Origin of the sequence: Paenibacillus graminis, from assembly GCF_000758705.1 — a bacterium.
Classification (GTDB): Bacteria; Bacillota; Bacilli; order Paenibacillales; family Paenibacillaceae; genus Paenibacillus_AQ; species Paenibacillus_AQ graminis.
In genome coordinates this window covers 1,187,411-1,204,696 of record NZ_CP009287.1, presented here as the reverse complement: position 1 = coordinate 1,204,696, position 17,286 = coordinate 1,187,411, and the positions used below count along the sequence as shown (strand labels likewise).

Annotated in this window: 11 protein-coding genes; 4 read left to right on the top strand and 7 right to left on the bottom strand. The window is 54.0% G+C overall.

Annotated elements, in window-relative coordinates; all coding sequences use genetic code 11:
* Positions 1-62: 62 nt before the first annotated feature.
* Entirely contained in the window at positions 63-1,199 is a 1,137-nt protein-coding gene (locus PGRAT_RS05115; protein WP_025707343.1) for a polysaccharide deacetylase family protein, read from the bottom strand.
* 499 nt (positions 1,200-1,698) lie between these two features.
* Here PGRAT_RS05115 and qoxA point away from each other — a divergent pair, with 499 nt between their 5' ends.
* Genes qoxA through qoxD form a run of 4 tightly spaced genes read left to right on the top strand, consistent with a single transcriptional unit; the run spans position 1,699 to position 5,592 of the window.
* On the top strand, positions 1,699-2,718 hold the full coding sequence (gene qoxA / locus PGRAT_RS05110; protein ID WP_025707342.1) for a cytochrome aa3 quinol oxidase subunit II: 1,020 nt from the start codon (positions 1,699-1,701) through the stop codon (positions 2,716-2,718).
* A 39-nt stretch (positions 2,719-2,757) separates the two neighbouring features.
* Positions 2,758-4,704 (top strand): cytochrome aa3 quinol oxidase subunit I, encoded by a 1,947-nt coding sequence (gene qoxB / locus PGRAT_RS05105; protein ID WP_025707341.1) that lies wholly within the window; start codon positions 2,758-2,760, stop codon positions 4,702-4,704.
* Positions 4,701-5,297: a cytochrome (ubi)quinol oxidase subunit III gene (locus tag PGRAT_RS05100; protein ID WP_025707340.1), complete on the top strand. Its 597-nt coding sequence runs from the start codon at positions 4,701-4,703 to the stop codon at positions 5,295-5,297. Before qoxB ends, PGRAT_RS05100 begins: the two co-directional genes overlap by 4 nt.
* A gap of 1 nt (position 5,298) precedes the next feature.
* The gene (qoxD, locus tag PGRAT_RS05095; RefSeq protein WP_025707339.1) at positions 5,299-5,592 is read left to right on the top strand and encodes a cytochrome aa3 quinol oxidase subunit IV; all 294 of its coding nucleotides are present in this window, start codon (positions 5,299-5,301) and stop codon (positions 5,590-5,592) included.
* A 616-nt stretch (positions 5,593-6,208) separates the two neighbouring features.
* On the opposite strand, the gene PGRAT_RS05090 is transcribed toward qoxD, so the two are convergent.
* From PGRAT_RS05090 to PGRAT_RS05065, 6 genes are all read right to left on the bottom strand, one after another.
* The gene (locus PGRAT_RS05090; RefSeq protein WP_025707338.1) at positions 6,209-7,648 is read right to left on the bottom strand and encodes a methyl-accepting chemotaxis protein; all 1,440 of its coding nucleotides are present in this window, start codon (positions 7,646-7,648) and stop codon (positions 6,209-6,211) included.
* Between the two features lie 439 nt (positions 7,649-8,087).
* The gene (locus tag PGRAT_RS05085; RefSeq protein WP_025707337.1) at positions 8,088-8,774 is read right to left on the bottom strand and encodes an ECF transporter S component; all 687 of its coding nucleotides are present in this window, start codon (positions 8,772-8,774) and stop codon (positions 8,088-8,090) included.
* Positions 8,747-10,426 carry an ABC transporter ATP-binding protein gene (locus tag PGRAT_RS05080; protein ID WP_042266150.1) on the bottom strand — a complete coding sequence of 560 codons (1,680 nt, stop codon included), beginning with the start codon at positions 10,424-10,426 and terminating at the stop codon, positions 8,747-8,749. Before PGRAT_RS05080 ends, PGRAT_RS05085 begins: the two co-directional genes overlap by 28 nt.
* A complete protein-coding gene (locus PGRAT_RS05075) occupies positions 10,342-11,286 on the bottom strand; it encodes an energy-coupling factor transporter transmembrane component T (protein WP_025706628.1) in 945 nt (314 codons plus the stop codon). Before PGRAT_RS05075 ends, PGRAT_RS05080 begins: the two co-directional genes overlap by 85 nt.
* Complete coding sequence (locus PGRAT_RS05070; RefSeq protein ID WP_042267831.1) at positions 11,283-12,200, bottom strand: DUF4430 domain-containing protein; 918 nt, start codon at positions 12,198-12,200, stop codon at positions 11,283-11,285. The genes PGRAT_RS05075 and PGRAT_RS05070 overlap by 4 nt, the downstream gene beginning before the upstream one ends.
* Positions 12,201-12,499: 299 nt before the next feature.
* Positions 12,500-17,101, bottom strand: a complete 4,602-nt coding sequence (locus tag PGRAT_RS05065) for an S-layer homology domain-containing protein (RefSeq protein WP_052415694.1) — start codon at positions 17,099-17,101, stop codon at positions 12,500-12,502.
* Between the last annotated feature and the right edge of the window lie 185 nt (positions 17,102-17,286).

Genomic DNA, 17,286 nt, shown 5'->3' with positions numbered 1-17,286 from the left:
CAAAAAGAGCAAGCAGCGAGGGTCTCACCTCGCAGCTTGCTCTTTTGATATCCTGACAATCGTTAACGTTTGTCCTTCCAGAAATTTACCGGCTCGATGTCCTTCGTGACAATCTCGAAGGTGTAGCCTTCTTTCTTCAATGTTTCCAGCAGGCGCGGCAGCACCTTAAGTGTTGCTTTCTGGTCATGCATCAGAATAACGGGATTGGTTTTGGACTTCTGCAGCTTATGAACCTGGCCCATTACGGTGTTGTAGATGGTAACACTGTCCTCTTTATATTTCCAGTCATCGGAATCCACGTTCCAGTCCCACAGGTGGTAGCCTTGACCCAGCACTTTATCCCTGAAGGTCTTAGTGAAATATGGCTTGCTGCCATATGGGGGACGGATCAGGGTTGTGCCGGTGCCGGTGATCTTCCGCAGTACATCGTTGTCCCTGTTCATTTCAGCCAGCGCAGCAGAGGCAGAAGCATAGAATTTCTCTTTGCGGTGGGTCATGCCGTGCAGTCCCAGCCCGTTCCCCTCTTCCACAATCCGCTTAACCTGGGATGGATAGCGGTTCATGTTCGGTCCAAGCATGAAGAATGTAGCCTTGACCCCATACTTGTTCAGAATGTCCAGCAACTCAGACGTTGTAGCAGACGGGCCGTCATCAAAAGTCAGATACAGCGTTTTTCCCGGTTTGGCCGCCGGCTGATTCTGCGCAGGTTCCGCAGGCGCAGGCGGTGCCAGTTCGTTTTTGTACTTGGTTACGAACGCAGTGTCATCAAGTGCCGCCGAACCATCCTGGACCCGCAGTAAATATTTATCCGGTTCAAAGGATATTCTATATCCTAGGTAAGCGCTGATCTTCAGCGGAACCATCAGTGCTCCATCCCGGAGAAACGTGTCTGCCTTTGCAACCGTTCCATCCTGAAGCCGGGCTCCCCCATTATTCTCCAGCAGACGGAGGATGCGCCCCCCGCCTTCCACCTGAATGCCATCCGGAAGACCGGTGAGGGTCCACTTCAGCTCTGTTGCCAAAGCGCGGAGTGGGACATAATAGGTGCTTTTTTCCGAAACAGCTGTGATTCCGGTTAATGAGTCGTTCACTCCAAGCTTCAAAGATTTGTTTGCTCCCGCTGCATCTGCTGTAATTTGCAGGATGCCGAAGCAAAGAATAAAAGACATGAATAAGAGCACTACTTTTTTGATAGGCACGTGAAACAATCTCCAATCTATGTATATTTACCTACTACTTTAGCATAAATAGATATAACGTAATTTGAGAGATTGTAACCATGAGCACAAAAAATTGTAACTGTTTGGCTGTGAGAAATGACATATCGTCATTTTTTTCAGAAAATAACCATATTCTGTCGAGTGCTGTCAGAGCAAGCAAAACCGCGAAATCAGGGTGTTTTCAGTTTAAATAATTGTGACGAAAATAGTAACATTTGTGAAATCATGAACAAAATTTGAACTTTCTTAAAATAACCTTAAGGCGCACCGTTACTGTGATCTTTATCATACGTTAAGACTCTTGTAACAATTTGATCACATATATTTAACCGAATGTACATTTTTAAGGTCTATTGTGTATTTTTTTACAAAATATGTATTTTGCATTATGGGTAAGTAGTTCTTACTATAGATACAGGTTAATGTTTGCCCGCAACGATCGGCGAATGAAAAGAACTATTGAAGGAAGGAGTTCTATATGAAAAAAAAGGGACCGTTATACGCTTTGTTTCTCAGCCTCATCCTCCTCCTGCCGGGATGCAGTTCACTCACCGTTCTGAACCCGAAGGGGCCGTCTGCCCGAACTTTATCTGACACCATTATCCTTTCCATTCTGGTTATGCTTGGTGTTCTGGCGGTTGTCTACATCTTATATATCTTTGTGCTGGTGAAATACCGGGCCAAGAAAAGCAATGAAGGATACATTCCGGAGCATGAGGAGGGCAATAAGGTCCTCGAGACGATCTGGATCGTCATCCCGATCATTATCGTGGCCTTCCTGTCCGTCGTGACGGTCAAAACGACCAACGCCGTCGAGAATCAGGCCAAAGAGTATAAAGACCAGACTCCGCTGGTTATCTATGCCTCTTCCTCCAACTGGAAATGGCATTTCAGCTATCCGGAAGAAGGCATTGAAACTGTAAACTATGTGAATATGCCGGTTCACCGGGCGGTAGAGTTCAGAATGTACTCTTTTGGTTCCATTACCAGTCTGTGGATTCCGCAGCTTGCCGGACAAAAGTACGCCATGAGCGACATGCTCACAACGCTTCACCTTTCCGCAGATACCGAAGGCTCTTATATGGGCAGAAATGCCAACTTTAGCGGTAAAGGCTTCGCCCACATGGAGTTTGAAGCGCTGGTCATGAGCAGCAAAGATTATGAGGACTGGGTAAAAGAGGTCAAGGAAACCGCTCCGAAGCTTACGGAAAAGGAATTCAAAGGCCTGCTCGCCACCGATTATCTTGGACGCAAAACCTATTCATCCACCCATCTTGAATTCAGCCCTCCTCCGGGAGAACACAGCGAGCATATGAGCGGCGGCGGTAAAGAGATGGATATGGACAACGGAAATATGGATCATCAGGACAATAAAGAAATCCATCCTTCACCTGAGCCTTCCAGCGAGACGGAGTTCGACAGTAAACCGAATCCGGAAGTCGAACAGCCGCTGCCAAGCTCACCGGTGGATGAACATACACACGACAGCAATTCTTAATGACAGGCTTGAAGAAACAACCTGAAAGGAGCCACCCTAATGGATTTAGACAAATTTAAGGTTCACGGCGAACCCTTAATATATGGAGCCATGATCAGTATCGCACTCGCTACCATCGGGATTCTCGTCGGGCTTACCTATTTCAAAAAATGGGGCTACCTGTGGCGCGAATGGCTGACTACGGTCGACCATAAGAAAATCGGCGTCATGTATATCCTGGCCGCCCTGCTCATGCTGTTCCGCGGCGGCGTGGACGCCATGATGATGCGTCTGCAGACGGCAGCGCCTGAAATGAAATTCCTCGATGCGCAGCATTATAATGAGGTCTTTACCACCCACGGTCTGATCATGATCCTCTTCATGGCCATGCCGTTTATCATCGGTCTGATGAATGTGATTGTACCGCTGCAAATCGGTGCCCGAGACGTGGCTTTTCCGCGCCTCAACGCCGTCAGCTTCTGGCTCTTCTTCTTCGGGGCCATGCTGCTTAACATTTCCTTCGTCATCGGCGGATCGCCGGATGCCGGATGGTCAGCCTACTTCCCGCTGGCGAGTCTGGAGTTCAGTCCGACGGTCGGGAACAACTATTACTCCCTGGCGCTGCAGATTTCCGGTATCGGAACTCTGATCACAGGCGTCAACTTTATCGTCACCATTCTCAAAATGCGCGCTCCAGGCATGAAGCTGATGAAAATGCCGATGTTCACCTGGTCCGTGCTCATTACGAACGTAATTATCGTCTTCGCCTTCCCGGTACTGACCGTGGCGCTTGCGCTAATGATGTTCGACCGCCTCTTCGGCTCCCAGTTCTTCACGATGGCCAACGGCGGGATGGATATGCTCTGGGCCAACCTGTTCTGGGTTTGGGGCCATCCGGAGGTATATATCGTTATTCTTCCGGCATTCGGTATTTATAGCGAAATTATTGCCACCTTCTCCAAAAAGAACCTGTACGGATACACCTCCATGGTGTTCAGTATGCTGATTATCTCGCTCCTGTCCTTCCTGGTCTGGGCTCACCATTTCTACACCATGGGGCAAGGCGCAATGGTCAACAGCTTTTTCTCCATCACGACCATGGCGATCGCTGTGCCGACAGGGGTAAAAATATTCAACTGGCTGTTTACGCTCCGAAAAGGGCGGATCACCTTCACTACACCGATGCTGTACACCCTGGCATTTATTCCGATCTTTACCATCGGCGGGGTGACCGGTGTCATGCTGGCAATGGCCAGTGCCGACTACCAGTACCACAACACCATGTTCCTGGTTGCGCATTTCCACTACGTGCTGATTCCGGGCGCCGTGTTCGCCGTTATTGCCGGATTCCACTACTGGTTCCCGAAAGTGTTCGGCTTCCGCCTGAACGAACGGCTGGGCAAGCATTCCTTCTGGTGGATCGTGATTTCCTTCAACGTCACCTTCTTCCCGCTGTTCTTCCTGGGACTGATGGGCATGACGCGGCGCATGTACACCTATTCCGAGGAATCGGGCTTTGGTCCGCTCAATATGCTGTCCTTCGTGGGCGCGGTAGGTCTGGCGATCGGCTTCGTGCTTCTGGTATACAATATCTACTGGAGTACACGCTATATGCCGAGAGATACCACAAGCGATCCTTGGGATGGACGCACCCTGGAATGGGCTACACATAGTCCAATGCCGGTCTACAACTTCGCGGTTGTACCGAAGGTTCGGACCCGTGACGCCTTCTGGTCCGCCAAACAGGAGAATATGCCGCTGTTCGAGGACAAAATCACCAAGATTCACATGCCGAGCAATACCGGCAAGCCGTTTATCCTGGGTGTGATCTTCTTCTTCCTCGGATTCTTCCTGGTCTTCAGCATGTGGATTCCTGCGATTGTTGCCGGAGTGGGTGTGCTGATTATGCTGGCAGCCATGTCCTTTGACCGGGATCACGGCTACTACATCTCAGTGGATGAAGTTATGGCTACAGAAAAGAAATTGATGCGGGGTGAGACTGTATGAAAATAGATGCGTCCAAGCCGCTGGAATACTCTACAGAAGAGAACAGCAATAAAATCTTCGGCTTTTGGGTTTTTCTCGGAGCTGAAATCCCTTTGTTTGCCACCTTGTTCACGGTATTCTTTGTCATGGTGGACCGCTTTGCCAGTGGACCGAGCGGAAGTGAACTGTTCGAAATCGGCCCGGTGCTGATTGAAACCTTCCTGCTCCTGACCAGCTCGTTCACGATCGGTCTTGCGGTTCACGCCATGCGTCTCGGCTACAAAAAAGCGATGATGGTCTTCATGGCCCTCACGCTGCTGATGGGTCTGGGCTTTATCGGCATTGAAATCACCGAGTTCGTCACTTATGTGCATGAAGGAGCCACGCTGCAGACCAGCGGCTTCCTATCCAGCCTGTTCGTCCTGCTGGGAACACACGGGGCGCACGTCAGCTTCGGCTTCCTGTGGGGAACAGCAATTATGATTCAGCTGTGGCGCCAGGGCATCAACCCGGCTACAGCCAACAAAGCATTTATCTTCTCACTGTTCTGGCACTTCCTGGACGTGGTCTGGATCTTTATCTTCAGCTTCGTCTACCTGAAAGGACTGATGTGACATGATGAAGCAACTGTTTCCAATTCGCCATGTGATGGGTTATCTGGCCTCTCTGGTCCTTTCCGCCGCAGCGTTGATCGTTATCTATGGTGATCTGTCCAAGGGCGCCAATATGGCCGTACTGCTGGTCACAGCCATTATTCAAGCTTCCCTGCAGCTGTTCGTGTTCATGCACATCGGGGAATCGGCAGATACCAAGAAAGAGCTGTACATCAATATCGCATATGCGCTGTTTGTGGGTCTGGTCACAATTTACGGTACCTTGTACATCTTCGTATGGGGCTGGTACGCTTAAGGCCAGAATCAATTGAATTCTTCAGATTATAAAAAATGGTCCGCCCGGTATATGCAGCCGGACGGACCATTTTTTCGTGTTCAGCTATATTTTCGGATAACATTCGGGACTTAGACTTGACTACGGAAAATGTCTGGACTTCCGGCCCCGGCCCATTTGCAGATTTCTTGATTATTACCGCTCTTCGCAGTGGAAGTCCGCAAACTGTCTAGGCTGAAGATAGCGGGCCTTTCTGCAGAAAGCCTTCAGGCGGACGCATTCGCTCCTACAGTTCCAAACTTCCTCTCCATCCCTTTTCCCTAGGTCCGTTTCTCAATTTCGCTTTAAAGAAGTGAAAAAAGTGAACTTAATTCCTCCCCTTGCAGCCCCTTCATAAGAGTTAGTTGGAAAAAGTAAATCTAATTCGGCCCATTTGCACCTTTGATGATGAATTCGCTGAAATTAAGTATACTTATTCCCACTACAAGTCTCTGCCAGGCTCTTTTGAGCCGATTTAAGTTTACTAATTCCACTTCACTCCGCAGCTGCACTCCGCAACCGGCCTACTTGCACCGACCAGGTGACTGCACAATCAAACAGGCCTCCCGAGCATAACATCCAGAGGCCTGTTTGTTGATTAATTAAACTTGAAGCGCGCCAAATCCACTTGCAAATTCTCGGCGAGTGTCGTCAAGTATTGGGCTGACATCGACATTTCGCCCATCACGGTCAATAGCTCTTCACTCGCTGTGCTGCTGTTCTGCACCTCTTCCACACCCTTATGGGACCCTTCACTTGCCTGCTCCATTGCCTGCAATACTGTAAGTGCTTCGCTTGAAACATGTCCGACAGCCTCACGGATCTCCTCCGACTGCCGTGCAGCGGATCGAATGGAATCCTGAATCGCCGTAATAATGATATTGATCTCCTCTGAAAGACGGCCCAGGCGGCTGACCCTCTCCTGGCTGGAGAAGACACTGGAATCTATCTCCTTCATCTGTGCTAGGATAACCTCCACTGCAGCAGCTCCATGATCAGCCGAAGCAGCAGCCTCCGCCATCAGTCCGGTCATTTCATGGCTGCTCTGCTGGACGGCAGCAATCTCCTCCGCTATCGCCTGCACGGAATGTGCAGCCCGTTCAACCGTCTTCACATGCTCCCCGAAACCGGCGGCAATTTCACCTGAGGATTCGGCAATGCATTGCGAAGTACGGGCGGTCTGCTCCGCACTGGCGCTCATCTCCTGCGAGGCGGAAGACAGCATTCCGGTACTCTCCGACACTCTTTGCATCATGGTCCTAAGGCTCCACAGCATTGTATTGAACGAGTGGTGGAGCTGTCCGATCTCGTCCCTCGATTGATAGGAAGCCGAAACGGTGAGATCTCCTGTCTCTGCCCCCTTCATCAGCACCTGCAGCTCGTTAAGCGGTTTCGTAATCATTCTTGAGACAATGATGCTGATACCCATAATGAGCAGCAAGGCAGCGATGATCAGCAAAATGATTAAGGTTACAGAGCTTTGAGCATCCTGCTGGCTGGTTTCGTTATAATTACGGGCATCTTGAACCAGCAGCACGGCTGTATCCTGAAGCAGGTTCAGCATGATCTCCCGCGATTCACTGAATACACTCCCCGAGAAGATCTGATAACCTTCAGCTTTGAGCTTATTCCCGGCCAGTTGGACAATGCTGTCACGCTGTGCCCGGTAATCCGGAAGCAGGGACAGATACTCATTGATTTTTCCCGATACAGCTTTGTTGCTGAAGGATATAGCCTTTAGCTGAGTGATCAGCTCATTGTTTGTGTGGATATACTCCCCGATAGCCGCCGTATGCTCTTTGCTTTTGGCATCGTCTTTGGTAATCAGACTTTCCAGAAGCAAAGACTCAATCGCCCGGTTGTTTCCGCGTATTTCTGTTATCAGATAGATCGGCTGCAAATTTTGGCTGTAGGTCTTACCGGACCCTGTTGCCATTTGCTTGGTGCTGATGATGCCGGCAGCCCCGATCCCAAAAAGCATAAGCATAAAGACAATTACCAGCAATATCATTTTATGTCTTACCTTAAGATGTCTCATCTATTCTGTTCCCGCCCTCTTCATCTCCTGCTGTACCTAATTTATCGGAGAAAAAGGTCGAAAGTATGATGTTTCTGCTGAAAAATATGTCGAAAAAGAGAGTAATTTATTGTTTTCTGTGACTATATGACTAATAAGTTGATTTTCAAAAATGAAGAACGAGACCAAACAGTCCCATCCAGAAGCTGAAGCCAGATTTACCTTTCTTTCAAGTGAGGGTATGAACGCCGTTCTATTGCTTTATGTACAGTAGAATGTGATTCATCGCAGAACTCTGGGCATTCTATTGCAGAAAGTACTGTCTATAACAAATCCTTTATTGTTATCTGACGTGAACGCTGTGGATTTCCAGTCCATTCTATAAAAAAGAGCAGGATTTCGTGCCCAGATAACCGGAACTGAGAGCGGCACTACATGCTCCTGAGAGTTCTCCTGTGCTTCACTCCTGGAGCAAGCCGTATTTTTTGCGGAACCGCTTCAGCACTTTGGTCCAGCCTCCGGCCAGAACAGCCAGGAAAAAGACATTAGACAAGGCATGGGCGAGGTCCAGATAAAAGCTTGACGCATACGCGGCAGCCACGAGCCCCCAGCTTAACGCATCCGGCAGACTGATCAGATACCAGATATTCATAATCCAGCCGAATAAAAATCCCCAGACAAAGCCGAATGCAAGCATTCCGCCCTTTTTATTCATCCACCAGGTATTCCGCAGCCAGCCTGCGGTCAGACCGACCATGCCCCAGGCGAACATTTGCCAGGGCGTCCAGGGTCCCTGCCCAAAGTAGATATTGGACACGAGCGCGGCCACCGCGCCGATGATAAATCCGGCTTCAGCCCCAAAGACATAGGCCGAAAGAATAACGATGGCCGATACCGGCTTCACACTGGGCAAGGCGGCAAAAGGAATCCGGCTGACCGCAGCGACAGCGGACAGCACCGCCAGCAGCACCAGCTCTCTGGATTCAAGCGGACGCCGTTCCAGACGGATGAACAGCGGCAGCAGGGCTACCGCCAGCAGCACAAGGCTGAGCAGCATATAGTGGCGGTCCTTCAGCGCTGAGGTCAGCGCAAGGCCGGCCACAAACAGCCCGAGGGCAATCAGGAGCGGGAAGCGAAAGCGGACCACGCGTTCATCACATCCTCTATCGTTAAGGCTTGCGGCAGCAGCTCTCTGGCCATGCGGTTGACTGCCGTTGTATAGAAATAGTTGCTGCTGAAAAATTCCTCCGGCGTCCCTTCCGACGTAATGCCGCCGTCAAACAGCATCGCGCAGCGCGAGGCATATCTCGCGGCAAACTCGACATCATGCGTCACCAGCAGGATACTGACTCCCTGCCTGCGCAAATCTCCCAGCAAAGCTGCGAGCCGTTCTTTGGCTCCCGGATCGAGTCCCTTGGTCGGCTCGTCCAGCAGCAAAATACCGGGGCCCAGCAGCATCACCATGGCGAGCGCCAGCTTCTGCTGCTGCCCGCCGCTGATATCATGCGGATGGCTGGGCAGAAGGCCGCCAAGCTGGAAGATTTCCAGGAGGCGGGCAATTTCCCGGCCCGACTCCTCCTTGGACAATCCGGCATACTCGGCCATCTGCTGCAGCTCCTCCTGAACCGTATCATAGCTGAAGTAGAGCAGCGGATTCTGGGCCAGGAAGCCGCTTGTAACCCCCTTAGCAAGCGTCACCTTGCCGCGCTGGGGCTTAAGCAGGCCGTTCAGGACATGCAGCAGCGTCGATTTCCCGGCTCCATTTCCGCCCATCACAGCCAGGAGCTCTCCCCGGTACAGAGATAACGACAGCTTCTTGAGCACCTCTGCTCCGTCCTTGCTGTAGCGGAAGGTCACTTCCCGGCAGCTGAGCAGCAGCCCGGACTCAGATGCAGGAGCAGCGAGGTTGGACGCGCCTGTGGCCGCCGCCCCCATCCCCGGCTCTCCCGCAGCAGCCAGGGCATGCAGCCAGCGCTTGCCTTCCCGCACGGTCAGCGGGATGGACTCGCGGGGCGCTTGAACCGCATCCGGCTCCAGTGTGAGGAACAGCCGCGCAGCAGTGGGCAAATACGCCATATGCGGAGCGTGAAGCTCCTGCCCGGCCTCGCGTACAAAGTCACGTGGCGTCCCCTGGAACCGCAGTACCCCTTCTTCCAGCAGCAGCACCCGGTCAGCCAGCGGCAGCACCTCTTCCAGGCGGTGCTCGCTGATGATGACCGTCACCGACATCTCTTCATTCAGCCGGTGCAGCGTCTGGAGGAACTCCCGTGCGGCGACCGGATCAAGCTGCGAGGTCGGCTCGTCCAGCAGCAGCAGCTTGGGCTGCAGCAGCAGAACCGAGGCCAGGTTCAGCAGCTGCTTTTGCCCGCCGGATAACTCGTGCACCGGTTTGTACAGCAGCGGCTCCAGTTCGAACAAGCCGGCGATCTCCGCCAGCCTGCTGCGCATTACCGCCGGCGGATAGCCCATATTCTCCATCGAAAAGGCCAGCTCATGCCACACCGTATCCATCACGATCTGTGCGTCGGGGTTCTGGAACACCATCCCGATTTCTGCGGCTGCAAGCTCTGCAGGCAGATCGGATAGCGGCTGTCCCTTATAAGCAATCTTCCCGCTGGCCTTGCCTACGGGCGCAAGCTCGCACTTCAGATGGCGCAGGAGCGTGGTTTTGCCGCCGCCCGAAGGGCCGAGAAGCACGACAAACTCACCTTCCTCTACCGTAAATGAGAGCTCATGAAGCGAGTCCCTGTCTTCCTCGGGATAGCTGAAGGATAAACGCTCCGCCGCGAGGATCTCCATAACCATTTCTCCTTTCCTTCGAGGGCCGGTGGCATCAGCACGAACACACAGAAGCTTGCATACATCGCGGCATCGGCCCAGCCGAAGTGCATTGGCTTCATCCGCGGATAAATCTCCAGCACCCCGTACCCTTTTATCCAAAACAACAGCGGGATCAACCCGCTTGCCGCGAGCAGCAGCAAAATGACTTTATCCTGCAGGTCCAGCTTGTAAATTCCGTATACACTTCGTTTGCGGATGCCGTAGCCCCGTGCTTTCATCGAGTCCGCCGTCTGCAGCGCCTCCTCCAGCGACCAGGTCAGCAGCACCTTCAGCAGCGTCATGCCGTCCCTCATTCTGGAGCGCAGGCTGCCTTTGCCGGCATCCACTCCCCGAATCCGCTGGATCATGGTGATCTGGCGCAGACGCCGCTGGAACAAAGGCACAAATCGCAGCGCCATCAGCGTCAGCAGAGTAGTCCGGGGTGCAGCCCCAGCAAACAGATACATGAATTTATCCGTGGTGACCGTGTAGCTGTAAGAAATGAACAGAATAAAAACAGTCAACAGGACCGACATCATCATCAGCCCGTACAAAACGGCCTCCAGTGTAACCGGCTGATCCATAAAATAAAACAGAATATGCGCCCCCCTGTGTGAGAACAAGGGGTTCAGCACGGCAACTGAAACAGCCATCAGCAGAAAAAAAGGGAGTCCGCGCAGCAGCTGCCGCCCCTGTCCCTGCAGCACCAGCAGAAGGGTCAGTCCGGCAATCTCTGTAGCCAGGAACAGGGGGTGAAACAGCAGGGTGGCGAACAACAGCAGCCCGGCATAGTAGAGCAGCGCCACCGAGGGATGCATTGCACGGAAGCCGCTGCTCATTGCACTTCCGCCCCTACATCCTTGCCCATATCCAGCGTATACAGCCACTCCACGGTATCGCCCGGCTGCAGTGTGTAGCTGCCTGCCCCTTTGCCCGGAACTTCACCGTTAACCTTGTAGATCCAGCCGCTCTCGGGGCCTTGGTCAAATTCATACAGATTATCGATGCCTTCCACATAAGCGAAGCTTTTGGCTCCCTGGTATTCCATTTGAATTTTATTGCTGCGGGTGACGCGCTTCAGCAGCTCCAGCGCACTCTCGCCGTCCTTGACATCAACGGCAGCCGCCGCAAAAATGGTCCCGTGCTCCTTGTCCCCGACAATGGAGAGCGTGACGGTATTTACGGCCCCGGCAGGCTTCGCCGGGGCGGCTGAAGCTGCTGCCGCCGGCTGCGAGGCTGCCGGGGCTTTCGCCGTGGCGGCAGGCTTCGCTGTCGCCGGTTTGGTGCCGGCTGCCGGCTTCGCCGTGGCGGCAGGCTTCGTGCTAGCTGCCGGCTTCGCCCCGGCTGCAGGCTTCGCTGGCCCGGCCGAGGCTTTCGCCGTGGCCGGGGCTGCGCTGCCCGTAACGGAAGCTGGCTCCGTTACGGCAGCGGCAGACGGCGCGGGCTTTGCTGCCGCGCCGGAGGAGACGGGCGGCGCAGACACAGCCGCCCCCTCAGGCGTCCCGGCGGATTCCGCGCCGGACGGCGGGGCCTCCTTGCCGTCCGCTAAGGCGGATGGCACGGGGCTTGCGGCGTCCCCCGGGAGAGGGGACGCCTGGGTTGCGGGCTGCGGGCTCTGCACCGCAGCCGTGCTCGCGGCGGGGCTCTGCACCCCGCCGGCTGTGTCTGCGCCGGATGCGCAGCCGGCGAGCAGCACCGCTGCGGACAGAAGCAGCAGCGGGGCGGACAACCATTGCTGGATGGACTTGGACATAAACATGGACACCTCCGAAAAAAAAGGGAAAGGAACGGGGCTGCAACTGCTCCCCCGTTCCGTTCTTTTGGCAATATGATTAGTGGTGAATCATCCCAACACACTCTTGCTGTTACAACACATCCACGCACCTGGTAATGACTGTTTACAGCATTCCTTGCAGCTGGTATGGGCTGTTGATCACCGGTTTTCTGGCTTTATTGCAGTTAGCTGTATTTCGTGCAGTTAAGTTACCCGGACGTTGATGCGCTGGCCTTTTAAGCGCCGCCGTTGATCAACTGCTGCGAAAGCAGATGTGCTTATGGCAGTCTCACCGCCACAACAGCGGCCATTTCTCTGGTCACAGCCGATGCCGGGTCGAAGGTTCCGCCGAATCCGGTCATATAGCCCAGCTCCGTAACTGTACGGACAGCGGATAGCGCATAATTGCTGATCCGGCCTTCGTCCGTAAACTTCGCTGCTTGCGGGGCTGCCGCAGTAGCTGTATTGTCCAGCTTGAGTGCTCTTGTAATCATGACAGCCATATCCTGGCGGGAAATGATTCCGTTCGGATTAAAGGTTGTGTCTGTGATCCCATCGGCAATGCCGAGCTCTTTCGCTTTCAGCACTACTCCATAATACCATGCGCCGGTTTTGACGTCGCTGAATGCCGGCGCACCGGTAGCCGCAGACGGCTCGTTATGGGTCAATCTCAGCAGCAGGGCGGCAAATTCCGCCCGGGTAATCTTCTGCTTCGGCGCAAAAACCAGACTGTTCCCGCTGATGCCCTCCATCAGCTTCTTGCTGTAAGCCTGATGCACGGATTCCAGCGCCCAGGCCGAAATCAGGTTCTCGTCGGTGAACACTGCCCCACCGGCCACCCCGGAAGGAGAAATGCTGAACAGGTTCCCCCCGCCCGTCAGGTAACGGTTATAGGCGGTCAATGCCAGCAGCGCCTGCTCGGTGGCTACGCTGTTAGCCGGTTGCCCCTGGGTATGGGCATATCCCCCGTCCGCTTGACGGAAGGAAGCGAGATGGCTGAGCAATCCGCCTTTGGCTTTGACAAACCGCGAGTCATTCGGGCCGATACCCGCTGCAGCCAGGGCAATGATGACCTGCGCTGTGCTCTCACTGTTTTCTACACCTGCCTGCTTGTAGCCGCCGTCTTCCTGCTGCTGCTGCGACAGCCAGGCGATGGCTTTGTCTGCTGCCGCTGCAACCGTTGTCTGACCGGTATGAGCTGACAGTGCGGTAACCGCCATAGCCGTGATATCGGGATCAGCTGCTCCGCCCGCGGTCAGCGGGAAGCCGCCGTCCTTGCTTTGAACTTCCAGCAGGGCCTGAACCAGACGTTCTTTGGTCCACTTGGCACCCGGAGGCACCGTATAGGAGCCGCTGTCCAGGGCGATCAGGGCAAAAATCAGACCGTTGCTGCCTTGGCTGGTCATATTGTCATTGTTATAGATTTTTTCAATCAGGTTATAGCCGCCGAAGTTCTGCGGATCTGCACCTGCAGCGGCCACACCCAGCACCAGACGCTCATAGTCCGTAACCTTGCGGAGCTGGCCCTGGCTGGCTGACAGCTGCTCCTTTACCCCTTCCAGATAAGCAGCAGGCACCTTATAACCCGAGCGGGCCAGCCCGAGAGCCTGCCAATCACTTAGCTCTTCTGCGGCTGTTATCCCTTTGGCTGTAGCGGCTATGTCCTTCTTCAACTGCTCAGCTTGCGGCTCCCACTTGCTGCGGTCAACTACTGCGTAATCTGTAAAATGGCTGATTTTTCCGGTAATGATACCTGTCTTGGCATCCAGAACGGAAGGAACCGGAATCCAGCGGCCTGTGGCCGGATCGAGCCAAGCCAAAGCAAGATTAGCTGGATTGCCGGCTTTTACCGGCACGGTGATGGAAAGTTCAACCGGCTTCACAAATTTCGTTCCGTCCGGTCCGAACGTATAGATACCCGACACCAGCTCGCCGCGGCTGGAGCTGTTCTCCTTCATGCTGATCTTCACTGTTCCGGAGACTGCACCGGCCGGAATCAGCAGCTGTACCTCGCTGCCGCTGTCCTTCAAAGCCGCTCCCGCACCGGGAGTAACCTCCTGCTCGAAGGCAGCCGTATTGGCGGTTAGTTTTTGACTCAAGGCTGCCGCTTCAGACGCCGTCATTGGTGCACCTGAATTTGTAACTGCTGTCGTCTGCCCCACCTGGTTCAGCGGAAGAGTGTTGTCCGCTGCGATGGCGACGCTTCCCGCACTACCAGGGAGACCACCCGTACCTGCCGGAGGAGTATCATAATCTGTCGTATAATACCAGACAAGAACATCCCCATTGTTCAATTTGTAATCTCCGGCACTGAATCCCGGATCGCTGCCATTTACGGAATATTTCCATCCGCTTTTTGGCCCGCGGTCAAACTCCTTCAAGCCATCGATAGCAACGACATAAGTGCTTCCGCCGGAGGTTGTAGCTGCCACGCGGCTTCCCAGCTGGCGGATCAGCAGGCTGTACGCTGTTTCTCCGGCATTCAGAGCTACTGTGGTACTGGACAGTATAGTCCCCTTAGCGCTGTCGCCGATAACCGAAATGGCTGCCGATACCGGCTGAGGCACCACTGCTGTATCCGAAATGGTCAATGGCTGCGTGTAGCGGACAATCTTCGGCGTGCTGTCCGCAACATATCCCGTCACGGCAAGCGTATACGCCCCCGCAGGCAGGCCCTTTTCAAAGAGCGCTGCACCCTGCTTATCGGTTGTTACTGTAGTCTCTCCAATCCTTACTTGCACACCCTCCGCCCGGGTAACAACCGGATCAGAGGTATATGTCTTATCATTCCACACCCACTGCTTCTGGGCAACGGTTACCGTGAATGCTTCGCCCGGTTTAGGCTGGGCAGCGGAGAGCGTTACGGAGTTGACAACTTGGGTAGCTCCCCCGCCGTAATAGACCAGCACATGATCGGAAGGCTGAAGGATGAACTCCCCCATCCCCACAGACGGATAAATCCACTCCCCTCCGCGGGAAACTACAAAACTCCAATACCCGTTATAGGTTCCGCTCTGAATTCCATTGATGCCCGAGACATAGCTGCCAAAAGAAGACTCCGTAATGTCCAGCGGAATATTCCCGGATGCCGCTTGCTTCTTCAGTGCGTCCAGCGCATTAGCCGCTTCCAGCGTACCTTCGGTGATGGAGCCCTGTGGCCCCTCAACCGATACTGTGGCTTTTACATTGAGAGGAGCTACCTTAAGCGTCTGTGTATATTTTGCAATCTTAGGCGCCTTCCCTGCTGTGTATCCTGTAACGGAAAGTGTATAATTCCCTGCAGCGAAACCCTCTGTAAACCCGGCTTTGCCGTCTTTATCTGTTGTTGCGGTCTTGTCCCCAACCGTCACCTGCACATCGGCGGCGCTTGTAGTCACCGGATTGGAAGCTGAGCCATCCCATACCCATGTTTTTTGGGTGACTGTGACGGTAAAAGCTTCACCCTCTCTCGGCTGTGCCTTAGATAGGGTCACTTTATCGACAAGCTGCGTAGCGCTGCCTGTATAATAAACCAGCACCCGGTCTGATTCCTTCAGCTTGAAGTCTTTCATCCCTACATCTGCGATTACCCATTCACCGCCACGAGAGACTGCATACATCCAGCCGTCATAACCGCCGGTAGCTCCTGCATGAATGCTGCCAATGCCAGTAACATAACTGCCGGACGGATTCGTAATCGGCAGACCGTTCGCAGCGGCTACTTTTTCCAATGCTTCAAGTACATTCCCCGCGTAGGCGCTGCCTTGGCCCAATGTATTCTCAGGCCCTTCGATTGTCAGCGGCACGTAGACCAGCGGATTCTGCACCACCGGTTTAGAGAAATCATACAGCTTGCCGTTTGCTCCGCCGCTGAACAAATTGTAGGCCACCAGGGCCTGCAGGCCCTGCTCCGTAGCCAGCACGTTGGCGCTCCCGCCTTGGTTATGCGCAAAGGCTCCACTAGCCAGCCGGAAGCTCAGCAGCCGTTTTAGCAAGTCGGTATTATTCTTGGCAAACTCGCCGCTGGCAGGGTCCACGCCAAAGGAAGACAGACCGATAATAGCCTGGGCTGCACTTTCACTGCTGTCCCCGTAGCCGCCGCTGCTGTCCTGCTTGGCTGCCAGCCAGGCTACTGCTTGTTGTCCCGCTGTCAAGGCAGCGGGGTCATTCTTGTGCGCAGCGAGCGCAGTCAGCACAATAGCGGTCATATCCGGTTCGCTCGCTCCTCCCGGGAACAGAGCAAACCCCCCATCGCTATTTTGCTTGGACAGAATTTCGCCCAGCAGCGACGCCTGATTCCATTTGGCGTCACCGGGAAGCATGTAGCTGCCGGAGTCCAGCGCGAGCAGCGCGTATACTGCAGCATTCAGCGACTGGCCGCTGATTTTGTCGCTGTTGTAGATGCCCTCCAGCAGATTGAAGCCTGCGCCCGATCCGCTGCCGGCAAAATTAGCCGGATCCCCGCCGACCGACCGCACAGCAAGCACAATCCGCGCATAATCCGTCACGTTCGGGAAGCTGCCTCCCGCTGCCTGTACTTTTTGCGCAAGCGACTTGGCATAGCTCTCCGGCACCCGGTAGCCCGCCTGGGCCAAGCCGATCGCCTGCCATTCCGACGTTACACCGCCGCTGAGTATATATTCTGCAGCCGAATACGTTGCCTGCGAGACAGTTACCTGTTCCCCGGTATCCGCTGCAGCCAGGGAAGCACCGGCTTTTCCTTCCGCAAAAGTATCAGCAGCATATACTGCGTCCGTGACACTGTCCGTGCCTGTGTTAGCGGCGGCTTCCGCCGCGGCAAAAACCTGTCCAGCAGGAACCACCGCTGTACCCGTAACCGAAATTACCAGCAATAAGACCAGACCAAGCACAAAAGACTTGGCAGAATAAAATGTCTTCATCGTCAACCTCTTTCCTGTGTTATAAAATAAATACTTGTACTGCCTTGCAGCCGGACAGCCGGGACAACATAAAGACCGCCCTTGTTCAGGGCGGCCAGGGAAGAATACAAATTTGAAGGCAGCGGTGCTCCAAGCTCCAGACTTCATCCATTTGCATATGTTCCGCATTCTTACCCCACGAAGAA